Source organism: Pseudomonas sp. SZ57 (assembly GCF_009495975.1).
GTDB lineage: Bacteria > Pseudomonadota > Gammaproteobacteria > Pseudomonadales > Pseudomonadaceae > Aquipseudomonas > Aquipseudomonas syringae.
The window spans coordinates 93,516-116,377 of the sequence record NZ_WIBD01000018.1; the positions used below are offsets into that span (position 1 = coordinate 93,516).

The following is a 22,862-nucleotide window of genomic DNA, read 5'->3' on the forward strand; positions in this document are numbered from 1 at the left end:
AAAGGTACGTCATGAAACGATTGATGGTGTTGAGTTCCATAGCTGCACTGGCGCTGTCGGCATTCGCCAGCCTGGCACAGGCCAAACCGCTGGAAGCTGTCGCGTCGTTCACGGTCATCGCGGACATGGTCAGTACGGTCGGCGGCGACCGTGTTCACGTAAAGTCCCTGATCGGCCCGAACGGCGATCCGCATGTCTACGAGCCAACACCAAGTGATGCCCAGGCGTTGAAAAATGCCGACCTGGCGTTTGTCAGTGGCCTGCATCTGGAAGGCTGGATGGATCGTCTCATCAAAGCGTCGGGCTACAAGGGCAAGCCGGTAGTGCTCTCTGAAGGGATCAAGACCCGCAGCATGGACGAAGACGGCAAGCGTATTGTCGACCCGCACGCCTGGAACAGCGCCGCCAACGGGGTGATTTATGTGCGTAACATTATCGCCGCGCTGAAGAAAGCCGACCCGGACGGGGCAAGCGAGTATCAGGCCAATGGCGATCGCTACATCGTCGAGCTGCAGCAACTGGACATTTACGCCCGCGATCAGATTCATTCGATTCCGGCCGCCAAGCGCAAGATCCTCACCTCGCATGATGCGTTCGGCTACTTTGGCGATGCCTATGGCGTGACCTTCCTGTCACCGTTGGGCTTGTCTACCGAATCGGAAGCGTCGGCAGCTGATGTCTCGAAACTGATTCGTCAGATCAAGGCCGAGCATGTCAGTGCCTACTTCTTCGAAAACTCCAGCGACCCGCGTCTGGTCAAGCAGATTGCCGAAGCCAGTGGTGCCCAGCCAGGCGGCGAGTTGTATGTCGAAGCCTTGTCGCCAGCCGACGGCCCTGCGTCGACCTACGCGAAGATGTTCCGTTACAACGTCGATACCCTGACTGCGGCAATGAAGCGCAATCAGTAACCTCAAGAGTCGCCAGCCCCTGGGTTTCAGGGGCTGGGCGACTTTCAACGTCCCTAATTATTGAGAAACTTGAACACGGTGGTCTGGGTGTAGGTTTTGCCTGGGTCCAGTCGTGTGCTGGGGAATTTCGGCTGATTGGGCGCATCAGGATAGTGCTGGGTCTCCAGGGTAAAGGCACCCCAGTGTGGGTAGACCTTGCCCGCCTTGCCGTGAATGCTGCCGTCCAGGAAGTTGCCGGTATACAGTTGTACGCCAGGCTCGGTGGTGAATAGCTGCAACCTGCGGCCTGATTGCGGGTCGCTGACCTCGGCGGCCAGTTTCTTCACATCACCCTTAGTGTCGAGTACCCAGTTGAAATCAAAGCCACCTTGTTTGGGTTCGGCATATTTCAACTGCTGGTGATCGTCCTTGATGTGCTTGCCGAACGCGGTGGGCTTGAGAAAGTCCATCGGCGTGCCCGCGACGGCAGGCAGTTCGCCGGTCGGGATCAGCTTGTCGTTGACTGGTGTGTAGTGCGAAGCGTGCAGGGTGGCGACCTGTTTGAGTACATCACCACTGCCTGCACCCGCCAGGTTGAAATAGCTGTGGTTGGTCAGGTTCAGCACAGTCGGCTTGTCAGTGGTGGCGCGGTAGTCAATCTTCAGCTCGTTTTGCTCATTCAGGCTGTAAGTGACTTCGGTTTTCAATGTGCCCGGAAAACCCATTTCGCCATCCGGCGACACGTAGGTTAGCTTCACGCCGACCGAATCACCGGTCTTGGTTTCTTCTGCCTTCCAGAGTCGTTTGTCAAAACCCTGAGTGCCGCCGTGCAGGGCATTGGTCTTGTCGTTGAGCGGGACTTGGTAGGTCTTGCCATCCAGGCTGAACTTGCCGCCTGCCAGGCGGTTGCCGAATCGGCCGATGGTCGCGCCGAAATAAACCGTGCCGTTGTTCTGGTAGCCCTGAACATCGTCGAAGCCCAGGACGATGTCTTCGACTTTTCCGGCCTTGTCAGGCACCAGCAGCGATTGCAGCGTCGCGCCGTAGGTGATGATGCTGGCCTGCACGCCGTGACTGTTGCGCAGGGTGAATTTCTCGACGGCAGTGCCGTCGGGCAGTTGGCCGAAAGTGCTGTGCTCGCTGGAGAGTGCCGCGGCCTGTGCAGTCAAGGTGCTGATCATCAAGGACAGTCCAAGGGTGCTGAGGAGAGCATGTGTTTTCATCTGATCTGCCTGCTTTTATTGTTATTGGTAAGACTATTTGATCGGATTAAAGCCGATGCATGGATTTATAGCCTATAAAATGCCACTTGAAAAATAAATTGTAATACTATTTAGTAGTGCCAGCTTCACTGAGGCGCGGTGCCTGTGGCGATCGATCCGCTGGATGCCTGCGAAACAGGTCGACTGGGCATGCAGGTTGGACAAGACTGCGACGCAAACATCCAAAAAGTGCCTTTACAACAATAACAAAGGACATTTTTCATGAACTGGCTGCCCGTTTCCGAGCACCGTTTCAAGCTGGCCGAGGGCTCCTTCTGGGACGCCGCGGAGCAGGCCTTGTACTGGGTCGACATTGCCGGTTTTCTGGCGTGTCGGCTGGTTGCCGGGGAGTATCGCCAATGGCGCATGCCCGAGCCGGTCTCTGCGTTTATACCGACCGAGCAGGGCGACGCACTGGTGACTCTGGCCAGCGGCGTGTATCGCCTGGACCTCAAATCCGAAAAAACCTCACTGGCGTTGTTCTGCGTGGCAGACCCGACCCCTGGCAATCGCGCCAACGAGGCCCGTTGCGACACGCGCGGCCGCCTGTGGCTGGGCAGCATGCAAAACAATATCGATGCCGAAGGCAAAGACGTACCTTTGGTCCGTCGTTCAGGCGGGCTGTTCCGGGTTGAACCCGACGCCCGCGTGACGCGTTTGCTGGACGGGCAGGGCATCGTCAATACCCTGCTGTGGAATACCGACGGCAGCGTGCTGTACAGCGCCGATACCCTCGACGAAGTGATCTACCAATACCCTGTGCTGGAAGATGGCTTGCTGGGACCACGTCAGGTATGGGCGGCCGAGCAGAGCCAGGGTTCGCCCGACGGCTCGGCAATGGATGCCGAAGGTTATGTCTGGAACGCGCGCTGGGGAGGCAGTTGCCTGATCCGTTTTGCCCCCGACGGCAGTGTCGACCGGGTTATCGAGCTGCCCGTCAGCCATCCCACCAGTTGTGTGTTCGGTGGTCCTGACCTGGAGACACTGTATGTTACCAGTGCCGCGCCTGCCGATGCTCATGGACGGTTCGATGGCGCGGTACTGATGGCGCATGTCGGCGTCAAAGGAACGCTGTGTCAGCGCTTCAGCGGTTGAAAAAGTGCCGCGCCGTCGCCTTTTCTGCAGCGGCGTCGCGATGGGAAATGCAGGAGTGACATTCGGTTACATAGCGGTCATTCATTATATGGTATGACTATTTAATCGGTTCTCGAACGCCTATGCGTTTGCAACCGCCACCTCGCTGAACGCTGTAGCTATTCAATAAAAATAAGGAGTTAGCTATGTTGAGTCGTCACGGGATTCGTTCCCTGTGCTGTGCCGCCGTCACCACCGCCATTCTGGGCATGAGTGGCATCACCTCCGCTGCTGATGAAGTCAAAATCGGCTTTCTGGTCAAGCAGGCTGAAGAGCCTTGGTTCCAGACCGAGTGGGCGTTTGCTGAAAAGGCAGGCAAGGAGCATGGTTTTACCGTGCTCAAGATTGCCGTGCCAGACGGTGAAAAGACTCTTTCCGCTATCGACAGCCTGGCCGCCAACGGTGCCAAGGGCTTTGTGATCTGCCCGCCTGATGTCTCTCTGGGCCCTGCAATCGTGGCCAAGGCCAAGGCGCTCGGTTTGAAAGTCATGGCCGTGGACGATCGTTTTGTCGACGCCAAAGGCAACTTCATGGAGGACGTGCCATATCTGGGCATGGCAGCCTTTGAAGTGGGCCAGAAGCAAGGCGCCGCCATGGCCACCGAAGCGAAGAACCGCAAGTGGGATGAGGGCGGGTGGAAAGGCACCTACGCGATCATCAACACCTACAACGAGCTGGACACCGGCAAGAAACGCACTGACGGTTCGGTGAAGGCGCTTGAAGAGGCCGGTTTGCCGAAAGATCACATCCTGTTCACCGCGCAGAAAACCCTTGATGTACCAGGCAGCATGGACGCCACCAACTCGGCGCTGCCAAAACTGCCGGGTGATGCGAAAAACCTGATCATCGGCGGCATGAACGACAACACTGTGCTGGGTGGCGTACGCGCGACGGCGAGCAATGGTTTCAGCGCGAAAAACGTTATCGGGATCGGCATCAACGGCACCGATGCCATTGATGAATTGAAGAAAAAAGAGAGTGGCTTCTTTGGCTCCATGCTGCCGAGCCCGGACAAGGAAGGCTACAACACCGCGCTGTATATGTATAAGTGGGTCACCGAGGGCGTTGAACCGCCTAAATATACCGCTATGGACGATGTGACACTGATCACCCGCGCCAACTTCCAGGAAGTATTGACCAAGATCGGTCTGTGGAAGTGAGTTGACTGAGGGGCCTGATTTTCAGGCCCCTCACACGTGCGAGGAGGTTGGTTTCATGCAACAGGCTATCGAGCAAACATCCATAAACGGTGCCTTGCGCTTCAACGGCATCGGCAAGGTTTTCCCCGGCGTAAAGGCGCTTTCGGACATCAGTTTCGAAGCGCGCCCCGGCAGTGTTCACGCCTTGATGGGCGAGAACGGTGCCGGTAAATCCACGCTGCTGAAAATCCTCGGCGGCTCTTATCAGCCCAATAGCGGCACCTTGCAGATCGGTGAACAGAGCTACCAGTTCAAATCCACCGCCGAGAGCATTGCGGCGGGTGTGGCGGTGATTCACCAGGAATTGCATCTGGTCCCGGAAATGACTGTCGCCGAGAACCTGCTGCTTGGGCACATGCCCAATCGTTTCGGTTTGATCAATCGTTGCGCGATGTACCGTCGGGCGGGCGAGCTGCTCAAAGGCCTGGCTGACGAAATCGACCCGCGCACTCGCCTGGGTGATCTTTCACTGGGCCAGCGGCAATTGGTGGAAATCGCCAAGGCCATGTCACGCAATGCGCACGTCATCGCTTTTGACGAGCCCACCAGCAGCCTGTCGGCACGTGAAATTGACCGGTTGATGGCGATCATCGTGCGGCTGCGCGACGAGGGGCGGGTGATTCTTTACGTATCCCATCGCATGGAAGAAATCTTCCGTGTCTGTGATGCCGTAACGGTATTCAAGGACGGTCGGTTTGTAAAAACCTTCGAGCAGATGGCCGATCTGGATCATGACCGGCTGGTGACCTGCATGGTCGGCCGGGATATTCAGGACATCTACAACTACCGTCCGCGTCAGCATCAAGGGCCCAGCCTGCGAGTGACCGGGTTACTGGGGCCGGGGTTGCATGAACCTGTGAGTTTTGCCGTAGAGAAGGGTGAAGTGCTGGGGTTCTTCGGGCTAGTGGGCGCCGGGCGTACCGAGCTGTTCCGTCTGCTGTCGGGTCTGACCCGCAGCACGGCAGGCACGTTGCAGTTGGACGGCAAGCCATTGACGCTCAAGTCACCGCGCGATTCGATCGAAGCGGGCATTCTGCTCTGCCCGGAGGATCGCAAGAAGGAAGGTATCGTGCCGCTGTCCAGCGTCGCGGAGAACATCAACATCGGTGCACGGCCCCGGCATGTGAATCTTGGCTGCCTGATCCAGGGCCGCTGGGAGCGCGACAACGCGCGCAGCCAGATCAAGTCGATGAACGTCAAGACACCATCGCCCGAGCAACAGATCATGTTCCTCTCCGGCGGCAATCAGCAGAAGGCGATTCTCGGTCGCTGGCTGTCGATGCCGATGAAGGTCCTGTTGCTGGACGAGCCCACCCGCGGGATTGACGTCGGTGCCAAGTCCGAGATCTACGAGATCATTCACAACCTGGCCGCCGACGGGATTGCGGTCATCGTGGTGTCCAGTGACCTGATGGAAGTCATGGGTATTTCCGACCGCATTCTGGTGATGAGCGAAGGCGCGATCACCGGTGAACTCAACCGCGATGAGGCTGATGAATCGCGACTCCTGCAATTGGCTCTGCCTCGCACGCGCAGCTGATAACCGGTCCCCTGACCATGAACAATAAGAAAGAGGTGCATATGTCTACCGAATCCAGCCTGCAGGCTCCCCGTCAGGGCATGAACCTGCGTCGTTTTGCCGATGACTGGGTGATGCTCCTGGCTGCCGTGGGAATCTTCCTGCTGTGCGCCGTGTTCATCGACAACTTCATGTCACCGCTGAACATGCGGGGGCTAGGCCTTGCGATTTCCACCGTAGGCATTGCTGCCTGCACCATGCTCTTTTGCCTGGCGTCCGGGCACTTCGACCTGTCGGTCGGTTCGGTGCTGGCCTGTTCCGGGGTGATCGCCGGGATTGTTATCCGCGACACCGACAGCGTGTTTCTCGGTGTTTCTGCCGCGCTGGCGCTGGGGCTGGTGGTTGGCCTGATCAATGGCATCGTGATTGCCAAGCTGCGCATCAATGCCCTGATCACGACCCTGGCGACCATGCAGATCGTGCGCGGCCTTGCGTATATCTTCTCCAACGGCAAGGCCGTCGGCGTCTCCAACGAGGATTTCTTCATCTTCGGCAACGGCCAGATATATGGCGTGCCGGTGCCAATCCTGATCACCATCGCCTGCTTCATATTCTTCGGCTGGTTGCTCAACTACACCACCTACGGGCGCAACACCATGGCTATCGGCGGCAACCAGGAAGCTGCACTGCTGGCGGGTGTGCATGTTGATCGCACCAAGATCATCATCTTCGCGGTTCACGGGCTTGTCGGGGCACTGGCTGGCGTGGTTCTGGCTTCGCGTATGACCTCGGGGCAGCCAATGATCGGTCAGGGCTTCGAGCTGACCATCATCTCGGCTTGCGTACTGGGCGGTGTTTCGCTGAGCGGCGGCATCGGCATGATCCGCCATGTAATCGCTGGTGTGTTGATTCTGGCGATCATCGAGAATGCGATGAACCTGAAGAATATCGATACGTTCTACCAATACGTGATTCGCGGCACGATTCTGTTGCTGGCGGTGATCATCGACCGACTGAAACGTCGCTGACCGGCGCGGCGCTGGCTTGCATGAACCAGCGCCGTCACTTCACACCGGATTCAATCCCTTCTCGCGCTTCATCTGCGTGACCAATGTAAAGCGGTCTTCGGGGTGGACTGTCTCTGACACGACCATCACGACGCCCGCGTCGTCACGGTACTGACGCAGAATTTTCAGCCCCGGCGAACCTGCCTCCGCATTCAGGCTTCTGGCGATTTCAGCCGTCAACAGCACAGCACGCACTTGCTGGTCGATCACTTCGATATGGCGGCCAAAATGCTGCTCGATCAGCGCAGCGATCAGTTCGCCGGGTTGCTCGCGCGCCAGTTCGATGACTTCGCTGTAGATATCCTGAGCGTAAACGTCGGTCCAGCACAACGGCGCGAGCACGTTCTCGCAGTCGACCCTGATGCTCGACACGCAAAAGTAATGCTCCCCTGGCGTCAGCCCCAGCCGACGCGCCTGGGCAATGTCCGCGACGAAATGGCGGACGTTCTGGATGCTGCGCACCTGGGTTTCCGCCAGATGCGCCAGGTCTGCAACGGTCGCCAGTGACTGTGAATAGCCGCCTCTGGGCGATGCCGATTCGACCCGCGTACCGACCCGCTTGCGCCGTGACACCAGGCCCTGAGTCTGCAGTTGTGTGATTGCCGCGCGCACGGTATGGCGGCTGACTGCGTAAAGCTCGCACAGCTCGAACTCGGTCGGCAGCAGTGAGCCGACCGGGTAGCGGCCACTGGCAATCGCCTCGATCAGGTCTCTGGCAACCACTGCGTAACGTGTTTCGTTCATGCCTTCTGTCAGCTCTGTGGCTTTAGCGAGTTGACAGTGTATCAGTGCGAGCGTAACAATTATGTACGGACATATTAAATATGTACGATAAATAACAACATAATCAGGACCTCGCTCATGTCCAGCACCGTTTTTGACTCCGCCCTGTTTCGCGACATGTTCGGCACCGCCGAAATGCGTGCCGTGTTCTCCGACAAATCGCTCATCGAACGTTACATCGAAGTAGAAGTGGCACTGGCCCGCGCCGAAGCCCGTTGCGGAGTGATTCCTGCCGCTGCCGCCGAACAGATCGCTGCGCTGGCCACTTACGAGTCACTTGATCTGGCACTGATGCAGCATGAAACCGAGATTGTCGGTTACCCCATCCTGCCGCTCGTAGAGCAGCTGTCCAAAACCTGCGGCGATGCTGGCCGTTACGTGCATTGGGGCGCGACCACCCAGGACATCATGGACACCGCTGTGGTGTTGCAGGTGCGTGCTGCGCTGGCCATCGTCGAGCGTGATATTCAGGCCGTACGTGGCCTGCTTGCTGACCTGGCATTGCGTTATCGCACTACGCCGATGGCGGGGCGCACCCACCTGCAACACGCGCTGCCGATTACCTTCGGGTACAAATGTGCGGTGTGGCTGAGCATGTTCGACCGCCACGCAGAGCGTCTGGTGGAATTGCGCCCGCGTGTTGAAATCGGCCAGTTTGCCGGAGCGGCCGGTACGCTGGCGTCATTGGGCGACAAGGGGCTGGACGTGCAGCAAGCGCTGATGGACGAGCTGCAACTGGGCGTGCCGCAGGCCACCTGGCATGTCGCGCGTGACGGCCTTGCGGAAACACTCAACTTCCTGGGCCTGGTCACCGGCTCGCTCGGCAAGATTGCACTGGACGTCATGATGATGATGACCAGCGAGCTGGGTGAGGTGTACGAACCCTTCGTCAAGGGACGGGGCGCCAGCAGCACCATGCCGCAGAAACGCAACCCCATTTCCTGTGAACTGATGTACGCCGCCGCCAAGGGCGTACGCCAGCACGCCGGGCTGATGCTCGATGCCATGATTCAGGATTTCGAGCGCTCTACAGGCCCGTGGCAAGCCGAGTGGATCGCCATTCCAGAAGCCTTCGCCCTCAGCGCAGCGTCTCTGGGGCAGGCGACATTCATGCTGGCCGGGCTTGAGGTGCGCACCGAACGGATGCGTCAGAACCTGGACATGACTCAGGGCCTGATCGTCGCCGAAGCCGTGATGATGGGCCTCGCGCCAGCGCTCGGCCGTCAGGTCGCCCACGACGTTGTGTATGCCGCCTGCCGCATGGCCAACGACCAGCGCATCAGTCTGCTGGATGCGCTGTTGGCGCAAGGCGAGGCCACGGCGCAACTGGATATCGAAGAACTCAAGCGTCTGACCGACCCGGCCAACTACCTGGGCCTTGCGCCGCAAATGGTGGACATCGCCCTGGCTCGTCCGGGGGCCGTGAAGCGTTGAGTTATCTCGCTCCGGGCACAGCCCGGGGCGATCAGTCCTGCAGCCGCTCTTAATAACAACAACGAGATCGCAGACATGTCTTCATCCAGCAAAAAACCGTTCTACAGGGACCTGACGTTTCAGGTCGTTGCCGCCATGCTGTTGGGCATCGCCTTTGGCTTTATCGCCCCCGAGCTGGCCGCCAAGTTCAAGATCCTTGGCGACATCTTTCTCAAACTGATCAAGACCGCCGTTGCGCCGCTGGTGTTTTTCACCGTTGTGCACGGCATTGCCTCGGCGGGCGATATCAAGCGTGTCGGCAAGGTCGGGCTGCGCGCATTGATCTACTTCGAAGTGGTGTCGACCATCGCTCTGGCCATCGGCCTGCTGTGGGGCAATCTGCTGCAGATCGGTTCGGGCATGCATGACGCCCATCCGAGCAGCGCAACGGCTGCCGCATCGGCCGCGGCGGTTGCCAAGGGGCATGCACCGGCGTCGACCATGGACTTCATCTACGGCATCTTCCCCGACAATTTCGTCGGCGCATTTGCCGGTGGTCAACTGTTACAAGTGCTGGTGATTTCCGTACTCTTCGGCTTTGCCCTGCTGGCACTCAAGGAAGAGCGTCGGGCCGTGATCGAAGAAGGTCTGAGCCGGATTTCCGAATGTTTCTTCGAGTTCATCAACCTGATCATGAAGTTCGCGCCGCTGGGCGCGTTCGGTTCGGTGGCCTATGCAGTGGGCAGCAACGGCACCGCGGTGCTCATGTCGCTGGCCAATCTGGTGTTGATGTTTTATCTGTGCATCGCGTTTTTCATCTTCGTCGTACTGGGCATCGTCTGTCGTATTTCCGGTTTCAGCCTGTGGCGATTCCTCAAGTACATCAAGGACGAAGTCTTCATTGTGCTGGGCACTGCTTCCTCGGAAAGCGCCTTGCCGCGCCTGTTGCAGAAACTGGAGAAATTCGGCTGCTCAAAACAGAGCGTCGGCCTGGTGTTGCCTACCGGTTATGCATTCAACCTGGACGGTACGTCGATCTACATGTCGTTGTGCGTGCTGTTTATCGCCAATGCCTATGGCGTACCGCTGAGCTGGGAGCAGCAGTTGGGCATCATCGCTATCATGCTGGTGACTTCCAAAGGCGCGGCGGCGGTATCGGGCGGCAGTTTCGTGGTGTTTGCCGCCACCGTGACAGCCATTGGCGTGCTGCCCGTCGAGGGCCTGGCGTTGCTGTTCGGCGTCTACCGGTTCATGTCCATGGCCATTGCGACCTGCAACACCATTGGTAACAGTGTGGCGACGGTGGTGGTGTCCAAATGGTCCGGCGAGTTTGCCGAGCAGACTGCTCGTAGTGAATATCACCGGGTGCTGGGGCGTAAACTGGAGGCTGCGCTTTGATGATATCTGCCAGGGAATTCACTGAACACGCGTGCGCTGGATGACAGCGCGGTAGCCTGGACGTCGAGGGCTCACGCTTGTTGCGCTGTCTGAGTCCTGAAATCCAGCTCCGCTCGGGTGCCTAGCGTCGGCATCGACTCGAGGGTCAGCGTCCACTGAAAGCGTTCGCAGATCCGCCGCACCAGAAAAAGCCCCAGGCCTTTCCCGGTGCCCGCTCTGGTCGAGTTTCTCAGCAATGACAGGTAGTGGAGGGACGCCTGCACAGTGTCGAAGCCTTCGCCCGAGTCGGTCACGCTCAATACACCGTCCTTGAGGCGCACGGTGATTGTTCCGTCATAGGTGTTTTCGGCAGCGTTACGCAACAGGTTGCCGATGGCAATGCGTAACATCGCATCCGGCACCCGCAGGCAAAGCGTCTGGTGGATGTGCACCGAAAACTGCACAGGTTTGCCGTCCAGAAGGTGTTGGTGATCCTTGATCAGGCCGGGCAACAGGCGGTCCAGTTCGACGGGGTCGTCCGGCGTTGAGGACATGGGCTCGCGTGACAAATACAGTAGCGCGACCATGATCTCGGTCAGGTTGTCCACGGTTGCCCGCATGCGTTGAATCGGTGGCGCTGCACACGCGGGTAGCGCTTGCCTGGCCAGCACATCCAGCGCACCGCTGATCACTGCGATAGGTGTGCGAAACTCGTGGCTGGCCTGATCCAGAAGCGCACGTTCCCGGGCCATGAATTGCTCGACCCGTTCCAGATGTGCGTTGATGCCGCAGGCGATGTCCTTGAGTTCTTCCTGGTCGTATTGCACTGGCAGACGTTGCGAGAGGCTTTCCGGATCGAGTTGCTTCATGCCTAGCGCAAGCGCCTGAACCGGGCGGTGCAGGCGCACGTATAGCCAGGCGATCACGGCAATGATCAGTATCAGGTTCATGATCAGAAAAATGCCACCGATCAGCGCGATGAGGTTCTGCTCCTGCTCCAGATCGCTGATGTCGATTGCTGCTACCAGACGTTCATTGCCCAGCGACGTCACCAGCACGGCATAGTCGGGATCGGTGAAACTCGAAGCCCTTCGATCCATATCGCCCTCGTTGTAGAAGCCTGGGGCGAGTGAAGTCAGTAAGGGCGGCATGCCGGGCGCGGGCGTGTCGCCCGACAGTCTCCAGACCTGAATCCTGCCGGCTTTCTGTGGCACTGGCTGCAGCGGGTTTTCGAGAGCATTGTTTGTCGCGGTTTCAAGCAGCTCTTTCCAGATCGGGTGATCGACGAGTTCCTGGCTCATGAATGCCTGAGTGGTCAGGCCGATGGTCATCAACAGCCCGAAGCCGAGCAGAATTGCACTGATCAGGCGATGCAGACTGCTCCGACGACCGGGAAGATTGATCATGGGCACACGCACAGGCGAAAACCGACGCCCTGAACCGTGTGGAGTAGCTTTTGTTCGTTGACTCGGTCGCCATCGATGGTCCTTCTGAGCAAATACATGTGCGAGCGCAGCAGGTCGCCGTCGGGCACGCTGTCACCCCAGATGAGCGACTCCAACTGCGCGCGGGTCACGACGTTTGGAGAGTTGCGCATCAGCACTTCCAGCAGGGTTCGTCTTATCGGCGAGAAGGGTAACTGCACGCCGCCACGCATGATGGTTTGTGTACTCAGGTCGAAGCACAGATCGGCGACTTCCAGCACCTGCCGTACATCCGAGCGCTTGTGGCTGCGTGCGGCCAGCACCCGCAGACGAATTTCCAGTTCAGGCAGGGCCAGTGGTTTGACGATGTAATCGTCCGCGCCCGATTCAAAGCCTTGCAGCTTGTCGTCCAGTTGATCCTTGGCGGTCAGCAACATCACCGGCACCGGATTGCGCAGTTCAGTGCGCAGATGACGCAGGAGACTGATGCCGTCCATACGCGGCATCATCCAGTCCAGCACAATGACGTCGTAGTGGTTTTCGGTAATCAGGCGCATCGCGGACTTGCCGTCGGGTGCGGCATCCAGAGTGTGTCCGCATGCTTCCAGGTAGTCGAACATATTGGCGGCCAGCGCCAGGTTGTCTTCGACGATTAATACACTCAGTGATCGTTCGATCATGATGGGCTCACAGTGAGTCAACTCCAGGCGCTGCACAGACAGTGTTTGGCATCAGAACTTTCTCGAAATACCGATGAACATCGAGGTAGAGCTATCGGTATCGTGCTCTACCAGCGGGCTGTCGCTCAGTTCATCCGGCAGGGCGCTGTAGCGCAGGTTACCCGAGACTTCCCACTGTTTGCCCAAGGGCTGGGAAAAGCCCAGACCGACATAGGAAACCGTGGCGCTGCCAGGACGGTATCGGGCAATCCCGCGTTGCTCTTCTTCTTTCAGCGTGCCGTAATAGTAATCCACCAGGTTGCCGGACATATGGCTAACACCGATGTTGGGTTTGAAGCGGGTGTTGCCCCAACTGAAGGGGTACGCGTATTCGAGGTTCACCGAGTAGCCGTCGCTCGCACCGCTGATGTCGTTTCTGGCGACCGCCTCAAGCTGCCCTGCAGTGCCACGCAGTTTGGCTACCAGCCCTGCGTCGATACCATTGTCGCGGTCTTCCAGCAGATCGCGGTTAATGCCGTTTCTGGCCAGTTCGCGGCGACCAAAGTCGTCACGATCAATGCCGTCCATCTGCAAGGCGAGAATGGCATCCAGAGAGAACGACCCGGTGTTGATCAGGTGGTAACCCGCAGTTATGCCTTTCACGTAAAAGCGCTCGCCTTCATAGTTGATCAACGGGATCGGATTGACCTGTGTACCGACGCCTGCATAAGGGCTTTCGCTGATTGCAGCGCCCAGACCCAGGCTGAAATCTCCCGGTTCGGCATGGGCGAGCTGCAACGACAGGGCAGGCAAGGCAACAACGGTCAGCGCGGGAAGGAAAAGCGGTTTCATGACGGTGGCTCTCTGAGTGATCTTTCTGACGTGCATCAGTGTGCGATGGCGTTTGTCGTTTGCATGTCGCTGTCAGTGATCTGGTCAGGCGCTTAAAAAAGCTGGCTATGCGTCGAAAGCTGGTATTTGTCCCTGCCAGCATCTATCAGTTGGCGCGTTTCAATCCGTCGCAATCAGGCCTGAAAAGATAGTTTTCAAGCAAAGTCACTACCTCTTGAACGAATCCTGGTTGTGCGAGGAGCTTCGGCCGATCAGCGGTGACGGTGTGGATAATTGCGTGTGCAGCGATGCCCATCAGATAGATCGAGAGATCCGGATCAGGAACGTTCTTCATAAAAGGCCTTAGCACCTGAGCAAACTGGAGCTGTAGAGAATCCTTATCGTCCTCCAGCTGCCGGATCGTACGTGGCAATTCCTCATGAATGGCCTTGTGCAGAGCCGGCGCAACACGATGCTCAGCGACAATCATCTCGATGATCATGGTTAGCGCCTCTCGAAGCGACGGCTGATCAGGCAGAACCTGTAACGCGTTGAGCAGATCTGTGCGCGTGTCGGCGGCGTGCCGTCTTTGTAATTCAGCAATGACTGCTTCTTTGTTCGGGAAAAACTGGTACAGCGAGCCGATGTTCACGCCTGCGCGTTCAGCAACCGCGTTGGTCGTCAGTCCCTCCCAGCCTACTTTGGTCAAAATGTAAGTCGCAGCTTGAATAATCGCGTCAACTGTCGCGCGAGAACGCGCCTGAGCCGGGATTTTCCTGGGCTTGACGGGTGTTCGGCTTTTACTCACGGGCAGCTCCAGAACATGAGTTTTTAAAATCTAAGCTTTAACTTACGATTTGAATTGTGAAAACACAACGTTAATCACGAATCGAGAACTCATGACCATGAACACACAAGAGAATTTACTTCCCTGGGATGGCTTTCAGGCAGCCAATCGCTTTCGCCGGGCTATACGCAAATTCAACTCGAACCCCATTGTCCCTGGTGACATTCAGTTGCTGCTTGCAGAAGCAGCCTATGCCCCCTCCAGCGGGAACATGCAGCCTTATCAACTGCACTGGGTTCGCGACCCTGGGCTCAAAGCGGATTTGGCGGTCGCTTGTAACGGCCAGAAAGCTGCGGCATCAGCGGCCGAGCTCATCGTGATCGTGGCGAGCCCTGCGCTGGGGTTGCGCACAGCCAACGTGCAACTTGCCCACGTGGAAGGTTCGTCTGCGTTGGGAGCAGATTCAAAGGCCTATTACCGCAAGCAGATAGGTATGTTTAAGAAGATTCTCGGAATGGGATCTTCTGTTTTATGGTCGCCGATCGTTGCGCTTGCAGCGCTGATCCGACCGACTCTCTCGTTACTCCCCATCGGCCATATTGGCGGTCGGCAATGGGCGGCACGCAATGCCATCTTTGCAGCTCAAACCATCATGCTTGGCGCAGCCGCGAAGGGCATCGATACGTGCCCGATGGAAGGGTTTTCAGGCGCGAAAGTTGCCAAACTTCTCAAGCTGCCACGTGGTGCCGTCATACCGCTGGTTATCGCTCTTGGCTATCGAGCAGACGATGCGAGAATCGAAGAGCGCTGGCGCAATTCGATTTCAGACATCGTCGTTACCCACTGAAGTAAAGCCTGACTCACGCGCGTGGCATGCATCACAAATGCCGTTTGCGACTTAACGTGCTTCTATCTTTGGTTATACAAGATGACACTGAACACTCTATGCCGCGCGAGCCTTCGAAGGCTTGATTCGCGCGGGCACCGGTGGCGCTCGCCACTGACGGTGCTGGTGATGATCGCAGAAATACTCAATTCATCCGGCTGCGCGTTGCAGCCAGCGTATGTCAAACCGCCCCTGTCCACGCCAGCAGCATGGTCGACGGAGACTGATCTGGTAAAAGGTCAGCAAACATTACAAAAAACGTTTTGGTGGCGTCGTTTGAACGACGCTGCCATCAACACCTTGACCGACGCTGCGTTTGCTGACAATCCCACATTGCTGCAAGCGTTGACTCGTGTCGAGGAAGCCAGAGCTGCTGTAAAAGTAAACTCTGCCGCTACGCTGCCATCAGTAGATCTTGATGCGAGCATGACGCGAGCCAAAAGTCGTAACACCTCTGCGACGAGTACAAGTACGACCATGCTGAGCACCTCTGCCTCGGCCGGACCTTCGTTGAGCTGGGAGGTCGATCTTTTCGGGCGAGTTAGCGAATCGGTAGCAGCCGCTCAAAATCACCTTGATGCCCGAACAGCGGATGCTGCCTCGTCACGCCTTACCCTCGCGGCCGATGTGGCGAATGGCGTGCTTTATCTGCGTGCATGCGAGAACTCACGTCGTGTCTGGATCAACGACATCTCATCCCGCGAAAAGACACTGGCGCTCACCCGACTGCGCCTTGACAGCGGTTTCGCATCGTCCGTTGACGAGGCACGAATACAGTCGGGCATTGCTACATCCCGCACTAACCTGGCGACTCAAACGGATCAATGCTCGCGCCAGGTGAATGGTCTTGTAACGTTGAGCGGGGAAGGGCCTGACAGTGTCCGACGCTTGGTTGGTATCTCTTCGCCGGCGAGTGATGCAGAGCCCATGTCGCTACTTGAGGCACCCAAGGCCACGCCTGAAATCCCCGCGACGGTTCTGGCGTCACACCCCAACATTATTTCGGACGAGAGGGAAGTGGCTGCTGCGTGGGCAGATATTGCAGTGGCCCGCGCGGATCGCATGCCGCGTATCAGTCTTATTGCGGTGCTGACCGGACAATGGATTCGCGCAGGGGGCTCAAGCCTGGATTTCAACACGTGGTCCATCGGACCCAGTCTGACGGGCCCGCTCTTCGACGGCGGGGCGGGTGCTGCAAACGTGGAAAGTGCCCAGGCTCGCTATCGACGTGCCACTGCCAGTTTGCAGGGGACACTGCGCACTACTGTAGAAGACGTTGAAAACGCACTCGCTGCTCAGGCGTCGGCAGCCGCTCGGGTTCAATCAACTCGTGAAGGTGGCATTGCCGCCCGTACCACATTTCAGGTTTGCGACTCTCAGTGGAAGGCTGGCGCAGTCAGCCTGTTCGAACTGGAAGACAGCCGCCGACAGTTTGCCTTGGCCCAGGACGCTGAAATTTCCGCCCGTCGTGATCAAGGACTCGCCTGGATTGCACTAGTCAAAGCCACTGGTGCGGCCATCGCCTTGCCCTCAGAGACTATTTCTCATGAATAAGTTACTTGTTTTGTCTGAGCTGTTCGGGCGCAAATCTTTGAGATTGATCGTTTCCGGCGCGGTTCTGATTGCAGGAGGCCTATTGTTTCTTGCCCTACCGATCACAGCAACTCCGGTGGACGCCCAGCCGGTTGCGGCCCTGACCGTGACAGTCACTGCGGCAACTGTTCTCCATTGGCCGTCGGTCATCGAAGCGAGCGGTTCAGTAGCTCCTTGGGAGGAAGCGGTTATAGGCTCTCAGGTTTCCAACCTGCGACTCAATGACATGCGCGTCAATGTGGGGGATTACGTGAAACGTGGCCAACTGCTCGCGACCTTTGATGCCGATTTGTTGAGTGCTGACGAATCTCGCCTCAAGGCCAACTGGCGCGAGGCGGAGTCCAATCGCAACCGCGCAGTGCAACTCAAAGGCACGGGCAGCATGAGTGATCAGGAAGTGCTCCAGTATGAAACCCAGGCGGAGGTCGACAAGGCATTGCTCACCGGTACCCAGTTGCAACTGCGTTACGCCCGGGTAATTGCTCCGGATGACGGTGTAATCAGTGCGCGTACCGCTACGGTCGGGGCGGTTTACGGCAATGGCCAGGAGTTGTTCCGACTGATTCGTCAAAGCCGACTGGAGTGGCGGGGCGAACTGAACGCGGCTCAATTGACCAGCATCAAGGCTGGCCAGCACATCACCCTTGACCTGCCTGATGGCAGCGCCGCCACCGCTACGGTCCGCGAGTTGGCACCGAGTCTGGATAATCAGACCCGCCTTGGCCTGGCTTATGCCGATATCGAGCCAGGCAGCACGGCACGCGCCGGGATGTACGCCAAAGGATTGATCGGGCTGTCCGAAAGCCCAGTGGTCGTCGTGCCTGCTGCCAGCGTGGTGATTCGTGATGGACGCAGCTACGTCGCCAGGTTACTCGACCAGAATCGGATCAAGATGCAGGCAGTAGCGGTAGGTCGTCGGCAGGCTAGCGAGGTGGAGATCGTTTCCGGGATCGGCGAAACAGACAAAGTCGTTGTACAGGGGGCTGGCTTCCTGAATGACGGCGATCTGGTGCGCATTGCTGCTGTGCCTGCTGAAGTGAAGGTGCAGCCATGAACTTCGCTACCTGGTCGATTCGAAACCCCATTCCGTCCGTCCTGCTTTTCATCCTGCTTTCCCTGGCGGGTATTCTGGGGTTTCGGGCCTTACCCATAGCCAACATGCCAGATATCGATTTACCCACGGTCGTCATTTCGCTGACTCAACCGGGCGCAGCGCCTGCGCAACTGGAAACGGAGGTGGCGCGCAAGGTAGAGAACTCGCTGGCCACACTGTCCGGTATAAAGCACATCAGCACGTCTATCGTTGATGGGCTGGTCACCATCAATGTCGAATTCATTCTTGAAAAGAAACTTTCTGATGCCTTGATCGAAGCCAAAGATGCGGTTGATCGTGTTCGTTCCGACCTACCCAGCGATTTGGAACAACCTTCAATTAGCGCAGTTCGAGTTGGCAGCGACGAGGCGACTCTGCTTTATGCAGTAGCGTCTTCACGGCTGGACGAAGAAGCCCTTTCCTGGTTCGTGGATGACTCCCTCAACAAGACAATTCTGGGTGTGCCTGGCATCGGTAAGTTCGAGCGGGTGGGCGGCGTACAGCGCCAGGTAGTTGTAGAGGTTGATCCCGCAAGGCTCGCCGCACAAGGAGCAACGGCTGCCGAAGTTTCACGGGCATTGAAAAACGTCGAACAGGAATCCTCCGGCGGCCGAGGACAAATGGGCGGGACCGAACAAGCCGTTCGCACTATTGCCACTGTGCGCCAGGCGTGGGAACTGAACAGCCTTCCAGTGGTGCTAGGCAATGGCCAACGCGTCAACCTGGATCAGTTGGCGGTGGTGAAGGACACCATTGCCGATCGCACCCAGATCGCCACCCTGGATGGTAAGCCTGTGGTGGGGTTCAGACTGTTCCGGGCCAAAGATGTCGATGAAACCCGTGTCGCGGCAGACGTCACCGATGCGCTGGATAAACTCCATAGTGCTGACCCAAGCCTGAATTTCACCAAAGTTTCCGGCACTGTCGACTACACGCACGAACAGTACGAAGGTTCCATGCACATGCTTTACGAAGGTGCCTTGCTGGCCGTTCTCGTGGTGTGGTGGTTCCTGCGTGATTGGCGAGCCACATTGATTTCGGCGTCTGCCTTGCCCTTGTCAGTCCTGCCGACTTTCCTGGTTATGAACTGGCTCGGTTACTCCCTCAACACGCTGACACTGCTCGCCCTGGCGGTCATCGTCGGCATCCTGGTGGATGATGCCATTGTCGAGATTGAGAACATCGAACGGCACAGTCGCATGGGTAAACCCATTAAGCAGGCTGCCGGTGATGCCGTAACCGAAATTGCCTTGGCCGTCATGGCTACCACCATGACCCTGGTAGTAGTGTTCCTGCCTACTGCAATGATGAGTGGCGTGCCCGGCTTGTTCTTCAAGCAGTTTGGCTGGACAGCGGTTGTGGCCGTGCTGTCTTCATTGCTGGTAGCGCGAATACTGACGCCAATGATGGCCGCCTATCTACTCAAACCCCATACAGATCACACTGAGGCAGAGGATGGCGCGCTAATGAGGCGCTACCTGAACTGCGTACGCTGGTGCCTTGACCATCGCGTTCTCACAATGATTGGTACAGGACTTGTCTTCGTCGCCTCGGTGGCCATGGTCCCGCTACTTGAGACGGGTCTCATCCCGGCCTCCGACAAAGGCTACAGCAACATCAATGTTGAGCTTCCTCCGGGCAGCAGTCTGGACGCTACGAGAGCCACCGTTGAAGCAGTCAGCCATGCCTTAAAGCATATTGACGGGATCGAGCATGTGTTCAGCACGGCGGGTGTTGCGCAACCTGCCGGGCACGGACAGACCCAGGCTGCTGAGCTACGTCGGGCGACCATGACATTGGTGCTTTCTGCTCGTGGGACGCGTGCGAGCCAGACCGATATCGAGAACCAGATACGCGCAGTTCTGCAAGATGTTCCCGGAGCGAGATTCTCTCTCGGGACGGGCGGCCTGGGCGAAAAAATGTCACTGATTCTGGCCAGTGACGACACAGTGGCACTCAGAGCTGCGGCCCAGGCACTGGAACGGGAGTTAAGGAACATTTCTGGTTTGGCTAATATCACTTCGACCGCCAGTCTGGAGCGCCCGGAAATCGTAGTTCGCCCGGATGCCAGACACGCGGCCGAGCGTGGTGTGACGACTGCTTCGATTGGCGAGACAGTTCGTATCGCCACCAACGGTGACTTCGATGCCCAGATGGCCAAACTCAATCTTGATAATCGACAGATCGCCATTCAGGTCCGCATCCCGGACGCCGCCCGCCAAGACTTGCAAACGATCTCCAATCTTCGGGTTCGTGGGCGTGATGGTCTGATTCCTGTTTCCAGCGTCGCGAACCTGACGGTGGAAAGCGGCCCTACCCAGATTGACCGTTACGACCGGCGTCGATATGCCAATGTCAGTGCGGACCTTGGGCACATGCCTCTGGGACAGGCACTTGCGGCCGCCAAGGCGCTACCAGCCATTCAGTCGATGCCTTCCAGCGTCAAGCTGATAGAAACGGGTGATGCTGAAATTATGGCGGAGCTCATGGAAGGTTTCGGCATGGCAATCGTCATTGGGCTGGTCTGCGTGTACGTTGTCCTGGTTTTGTTGTTCAGCGACTTCTTCCAGCCACTTACCATTTTGTTCGCCATCCCGCTGTCGGTAGGCGGCGCCTTTGTAGCGCTGCTCGTCACGCACGGCATGCTGAGTTTGCCATCTATGATTGGTTTGGTCATGTTGATGGGCATCGTTACCAAGAACTCCATTCTGCTCGTCGAGTATTCGGTAATGGGCATTCGCAAGCAGGGCCTGCCGGTGTTCGACGCCTTGCTCAACGCCTGTCACAAACGAGTGCGTCCGATTGTCATGACAACACTGGCCATGATCGCAGGGATGATGCCCATTGCGCTGGGCCTCGGGTCAGATGCGAGCTTCCGGCAGCCCATGGCGATCGCGGTGATCGGTGGGTTAATCACCTCTACAGCACTGAGCTTGCTGGTGGTACCAGCGGCGTTCGCCTGCGTGGATGATCTGGAGCGTAAAATACATGGCTGGTTTCGACGTCCGATCCGATCACCCTCAGAGGCAGCCGTTTAGCGCGGGTGTGAAACCAGCGCTGAACTGCCTAATCGGGTCAGTCCATAAAGCGCGGCTCCGACAGCGAGCATCATGCCGGCACGCAACCAGGTTTCAGGACCTTGCTGGGTCAGCAAAAGCAGGCAGGAAAGGATCGCCAATACCGGAATCACCCAGTGAACCTGAAAATGGCCGGCTTCGACCTTGTCGCGCTTGAGCACCAGAACCGCGATATTGACGCTGAGAAACACGAACAGCAACAACAACACCACGGTTTCGGCGAGCGTGGTCAGGGTGCTGGTAAAGGACAATGCGATAGCAACCACTGTGGTTGCGAAAATGGCCACGCCGGGTGTGCGCCGTTGAGGCAGAACCGAGCCCATCACAGCGGGCAACAGCCCTTCACGAGCCATCCCGAAGGTCAGTCTGCTGGCCATGATCATGGTCAGCAGTGCGCCATTGGCAACCGCAATCAGCGCGATCACCGCGAACCATGGGGCAGGTATCCCCAGCCCCGACGCGCTGACCACGTCCATCAACGGGGCCTGTGAAGCCTTCAACTGTTCGACGGGCAGCACCATGGCCGCGCCCACGCCGACCAGCATGTAAACCACGCCTGCAATGAGCAGTGCACCGAACAGCGCCCGTGGATAAACCCTGCGCACATCCTTGATCTCTTCGGCCAGGTTGGCAGACGTCTCGAAGCCCACAAATGAATAAAATGCCAGCAACGATGCGGCAAGAATCGCGGTGGCCGGTGAGTTGGTGTCCAGTTCGAATACACGTTGCGGCACACCATTGCCCTGACTGACGAACCAGACTGCGGCCGCAATCACCATCGCCAGCCCGCTCAACTCAATCAGGGTCATTACCAGATTGGCCGACAACGACTCCTTGATGCCACGCGCATTCAACAGCGCGACAATCACCAGAAAACCCACACATACCCACTGTGCGGGCCAGCTTACCAACGCCTGGAAGTAGTCGCCGGCAAACGCGACTGCCAGCCCGGCAGCGCTGGTAACGCCTGCCGCGACCATGGAAAAACCAACCAGAAACGACAGCAGCGGCTTGCCGAAGGCTTTTTCGGCGTACACCGCAGCACCGCCCGCACGCGGGTATTTGGTCACCAGTTCGGCGTAGGACGCTGCGGTCAGCAAGGCAAAGCACAGGGCAATCAGCAAGGGCGCCCAGATGGCTCCGCCGACGCGTCCGGCGATCGTGCCGGCCAATGCGTAGACGCCAGCACCCAGCACGTCGCCAAGAATGAACAGGGTCAGCATGGGGGCGGTGATCGCACGGCGCAGTGATGAGGTATCGGGAGTGGCCATGGTGGAAAATTCCTTTTCATTGACGCTACAGAAGGCTAGAGGCCAAAGAGGGTAAGCGCTGGTCTGTTCATTCGCTCGTTCGAGCCTGGACCGCCAGCGACGACGCTGCTTTCTACACTGCGCAAGCAAGCTTTATTCAGGATATTGCAGCGACAGCAGTCGTTACAGGCATGAAAAAGTGATCCTGATAACGGCGGTAAATTCAAAACGATGGACATCGAGCCTGACCGGCGGCGGTTTCAGTTCCACAGCGCGCAATAAAGTGGAGTATTGGGTTTGCAGGCTGTCTCAACCTTGCCCTTGAGCCGATCGACAGAGGATACGAAGGTGGGACATGACAGCCAGCAACAATTCGGTTTGGTCTGGAAGACGCTGCAAACGTTAAGGGAAGAGGTGCGTAACCTGCAGCTCAGTGAACTGGAGCGCGTTGAGCGTTTACGGGGTCAGCAGACGGTAGACACCCGCGAAGCAATCCAGCAATCGTTCGTCGGGCTTGAACAGGCAATCGACGATATCGAGGCTACGCTGGCGACCATTGGCGAGGCGACCGGAGAGATCGGCAAGCTTTGATCGTCCCGCAGAGCGTCGGACTCCAGAGCC

At 57.9% G+C, this 22,862-nt stretch carries 19 protein-coding genes; 12 read left to right on the plus strand and 7 right to left on the minus strand.

Going from position 1 to position 22,862, the window contains the following annotated elements; genetic code table 11:
- Nucleotides 1-11 precede the first annotated feature (11 nt).
- Nucleotides 12-908 (plus strand): metal ABC transporter substrate-binding protein, encoded by an 897-nt coding sequence (locus tag GE543_RS16355; RefSeq protein WP_046237573.1) that lies wholly within the window; start codon nt 12-14, stop codon nt 906-908.
- A gap of 53 nt (nt 909-961) precedes the next feature.
- Here GE543_RS16355 and GE543_RS16360 read toward each other — a convergent pair whose 3' ends face one another.
- The gene (locus GE543_RS16360; RefSeq protein ID WP_058407519.1) at nt 962-2,110 is read right to left on the minus strand and encodes an aldose epimerase family protein; all 1,149 of its coding nucleotides are present in this window, start codon (nt 2,108-2,110) and stop codon (nt 962-964) included.
- 261 nt (nt 2,111-2,371) lie between these two features.
- Here GE543_RS16360 and GE543_RS16365 point away from each other — a divergent pair, with 261 nt between their 5' ends.
- The 4 genes from GE543_RS16365 to araH all read left to right on the plus strand — a co-directional run bounded on the left by GE543_RS16365 (nt 2,372) and on the right by araH (nt 7,029).
- Entirely contained in the window at nt 2,372-3,244 is an 873-nt protein-coding gene (locus tag GE543_RS16365) for an SMP-30/gluconolactonase/LRE family protein (protein ID WP_003410035.1), read from the plus strand.
- A gap of 185 nt (nt 3,245-3,429) precedes the next feature.
- The gene (locus GE543_RS16370) at nt 3,430-4,443 is read left to right on the plus strand and encodes a substrate-binding domain-containing protein (RefSeq protein WP_003410036.1); all 1,014 of its coding nucleotides are present in this window, start codon (nt 3,430-3,432) and stop codon (nt 4,441-4,443) included.
- Between the two features lie 55 nt (nt 4,444-4,498).
- Nucleotides 4,499-6,022, plus strand: coding sequence for an L-arabinose ABC transporter ATP-binding protein AraG (gene araG, locus GE543_RS16375; RefSeq protein WP_153221884.1), 1,524 nt, complete (start codon nt 4,499-4,501; stop codon nt 6,020-6,022).
- A 41-nt stretch (nt 6,023-6,063) separates the two neighbouring features.
- On the plus strand, nt 6,064-7,029 hold the full coding sequence (gene araH, locus GE543_RS16380; RefSeq protein WP_004664988.1) for an L-arabinose ABC transporter permease AraH: 966 nt from the start codon (nt 6,064-6,066) through the stop codon (nt 7,027-7,029).
- A gap of 39 nt (nt 7,030-7,068) precedes the next feature.
- Here araH and GE543_RS16385 read toward each other — a convergent pair whose 3' ends face one another.
- Complete coding sequence (locus GE543_RS16385) at nt 7,069-7,812, minus strand: GntR family transcriptional regulator (protein WP_046237571.1); 744 nt, start codon at nt 7,810-7,812, stop codon at nt 7,069-7,071.
- A 117-nt stretch (nt 7,813-7,929) separates the two neighbouring features.
- On the opposite strand from GE543_RS16385, the gene GE543_RS16390 reads away from it, so the two are divergent.
- Both GE543_RS16390 and dctA read left to right on the plus strand, forming a co-directional pair.
- Nucleotides 7,930-9,285 carry an adenylosuccinate lyase family protein gene (locus GE543_RS16390; RefSeq protein WP_046237570.1) on the plus strand — a complete coding sequence of 452 codons (1,356 nt, stop codon included), beginning with the start codon at nt 7,930-7,932 and terminating at the stop codon, nt 9,283-9,285.
- Nucleotides 9,286-9,360: 75 nt separating this feature from the next.
- Nucleotides 9,361-10,662, plus strand: a complete 1,302-nt coding sequence (gene dctA / locus GE543_RS16395) for a C4-dicarboxylate transporter DctA (RefSeq protein WP_046237569.1) — start codon at nt 9,361-9,363, stop codon at nt 10,660-10,662.
- Nucleotides 10,663-10,733: 71 nt separating this feature from the next.
- Here the strand turns inward: dctA and GE543_RS16400 are convergent, their stop codons facing one another.
- From GE543_RS16400 to GE543_RS16415, 4 genes are all read right to left on the minus strand, one after another.
- Complete coding sequence (locus GE543_RS16400; RefSeq protein WP_046237568.1) at nt 10,734-12,047, minus strand: HAMP domain-containing sensor histidine kinase; 1,314 nt, start codon at nt 12,045-12,047, stop codon at nt 10,734-10,736.
- The gene (locus GE543_RS16405; RefSeq protein WP_046237567.1) at nt 12,044-12,745 is read right to left on the minus strand and encodes a response regulator transcription factor; all 702 of its coding nucleotides are present in this window, start codon (nt 12,743-12,745) and stop codon (nt 12,044-12,046) included. The genes GE543_RS16400 and GE543_RS16405 overlap by 4 nt, the downstream gene beginning before the upstream one ends.
- Before the next feature lie 51 nt (nt 12,746-12,796).
- Nucleotides 12,797-13,576: a MipA/OmpV family protein gene (locus tag GE543_RS16410; RefSeq protein ID WP_046237566.1), complete on the minus strand. Its 780-nt coding sequence runs from the start codon at nt 13,574-13,576 to the stop codon at nt 12,797-12,799.
- Between the two features lie 145 nt (nt 13,577-13,721).
- Nucleotides 13,722-14,363, minus strand: a complete 642-nt coding sequence (locus tag GE543_RS16415) for a TetR/AcrR family transcriptional regulator (RefSeq protein ID WP_046237565.1) — start codon at nt 14,361-14,363, stop codon at nt 13,722-13,724.
- A gap of 91 nt (nt 14,364-14,454) precedes the next feature.
- On the opposite strand from GE543_RS16415, the gene GE543_RS16420 reads away from it, so the two are divergent.
- The 4 genes from GE543_RS16420 (at nt 14,455) to GE543_RS16435 (ending at nt 20,952) form a co-directional block, all read left to right on the plus strand.
- Nucleotides 14,455-15,189 (plus strand): nitroreductase family protein, encoded by a 735-nt coding sequence (locus GE543_RS16420; RefSeq protein WP_211145843.1) that lies wholly within the window; start codon nt 14,455-14,457, stop codon nt 15,187-15,189.
- Nucleotides 15,190-15,357: 168 nt separating this feature from the next.
- Nucleotides 15,358-16,782: an efflux transporter outer membrane subunit gene (locus tag GE543_RS16425; protein ID WP_082100940.1), complete on the plus strand. Its 1,425-nt coding sequence runs from the start codon at nt 15,358-15,360 to the stop codon at nt 16,780-16,782.
- An 82-nt stretch (nt 16,783-16,864) separates the two neighbouring features.
- Nucleotides 16,865-17,875, plus strand: a complete 1,011-nt coding sequence (locus tag GE543_RS16430; RefSeq protein ID WP_256664770.1) for an efflux RND transporter periplasmic adaptor subunit — start codon at nt 16,865-16,867, stop codon at nt 17,873-17,875.
- On the plus strand, nt 17,872-20,952 hold the full coding sequence (locus tag GE543_RS16435; protein WP_153221887.1) for an efflux RND transporter permease subunit: 3,081 nt from the start codon (nt 17,872-17,874) through the stop codon (nt 20,950-20,952). The genes GE543_RS16430 and GE543_RS16435 overlap by 4 nt, the downstream gene beginning before the upstream one ends.
- Here the strand turns inward: GE543_RS16435 and GE543_RS16440 are convergent.
- Nucleotides 20,949-22,262, minus strand: a complete 1,314-nt coding sequence (locus GE543_RS16440) for an APC family permease (protein WP_046237562.1) — start codon at nt 22,260-22,262, stop codon at nt 20,949-20,951. The genes GE543_RS16435 and GE543_RS16440 overlap by 4 nt on opposite strands.
- A 327-nt stretch (nt 22,263-22,589) precedes the next feature.
- On the opposite strand from GE543_RS16440, the gene GE543_RS16445 reads away from it, so the two are divergent.
- Nucleotides 22,590-22,832, plus strand: coding sequence for a hypothetical protein (locus GE543_RS16445; protein ID WP_046237600.1), 243 nt, complete (start codon nt 22,590-22,592; stop codon nt 22,830-22,832).
- The last annotated feature ends 30 nt before the right edge of the window (nt 22,833-22,862 follow it).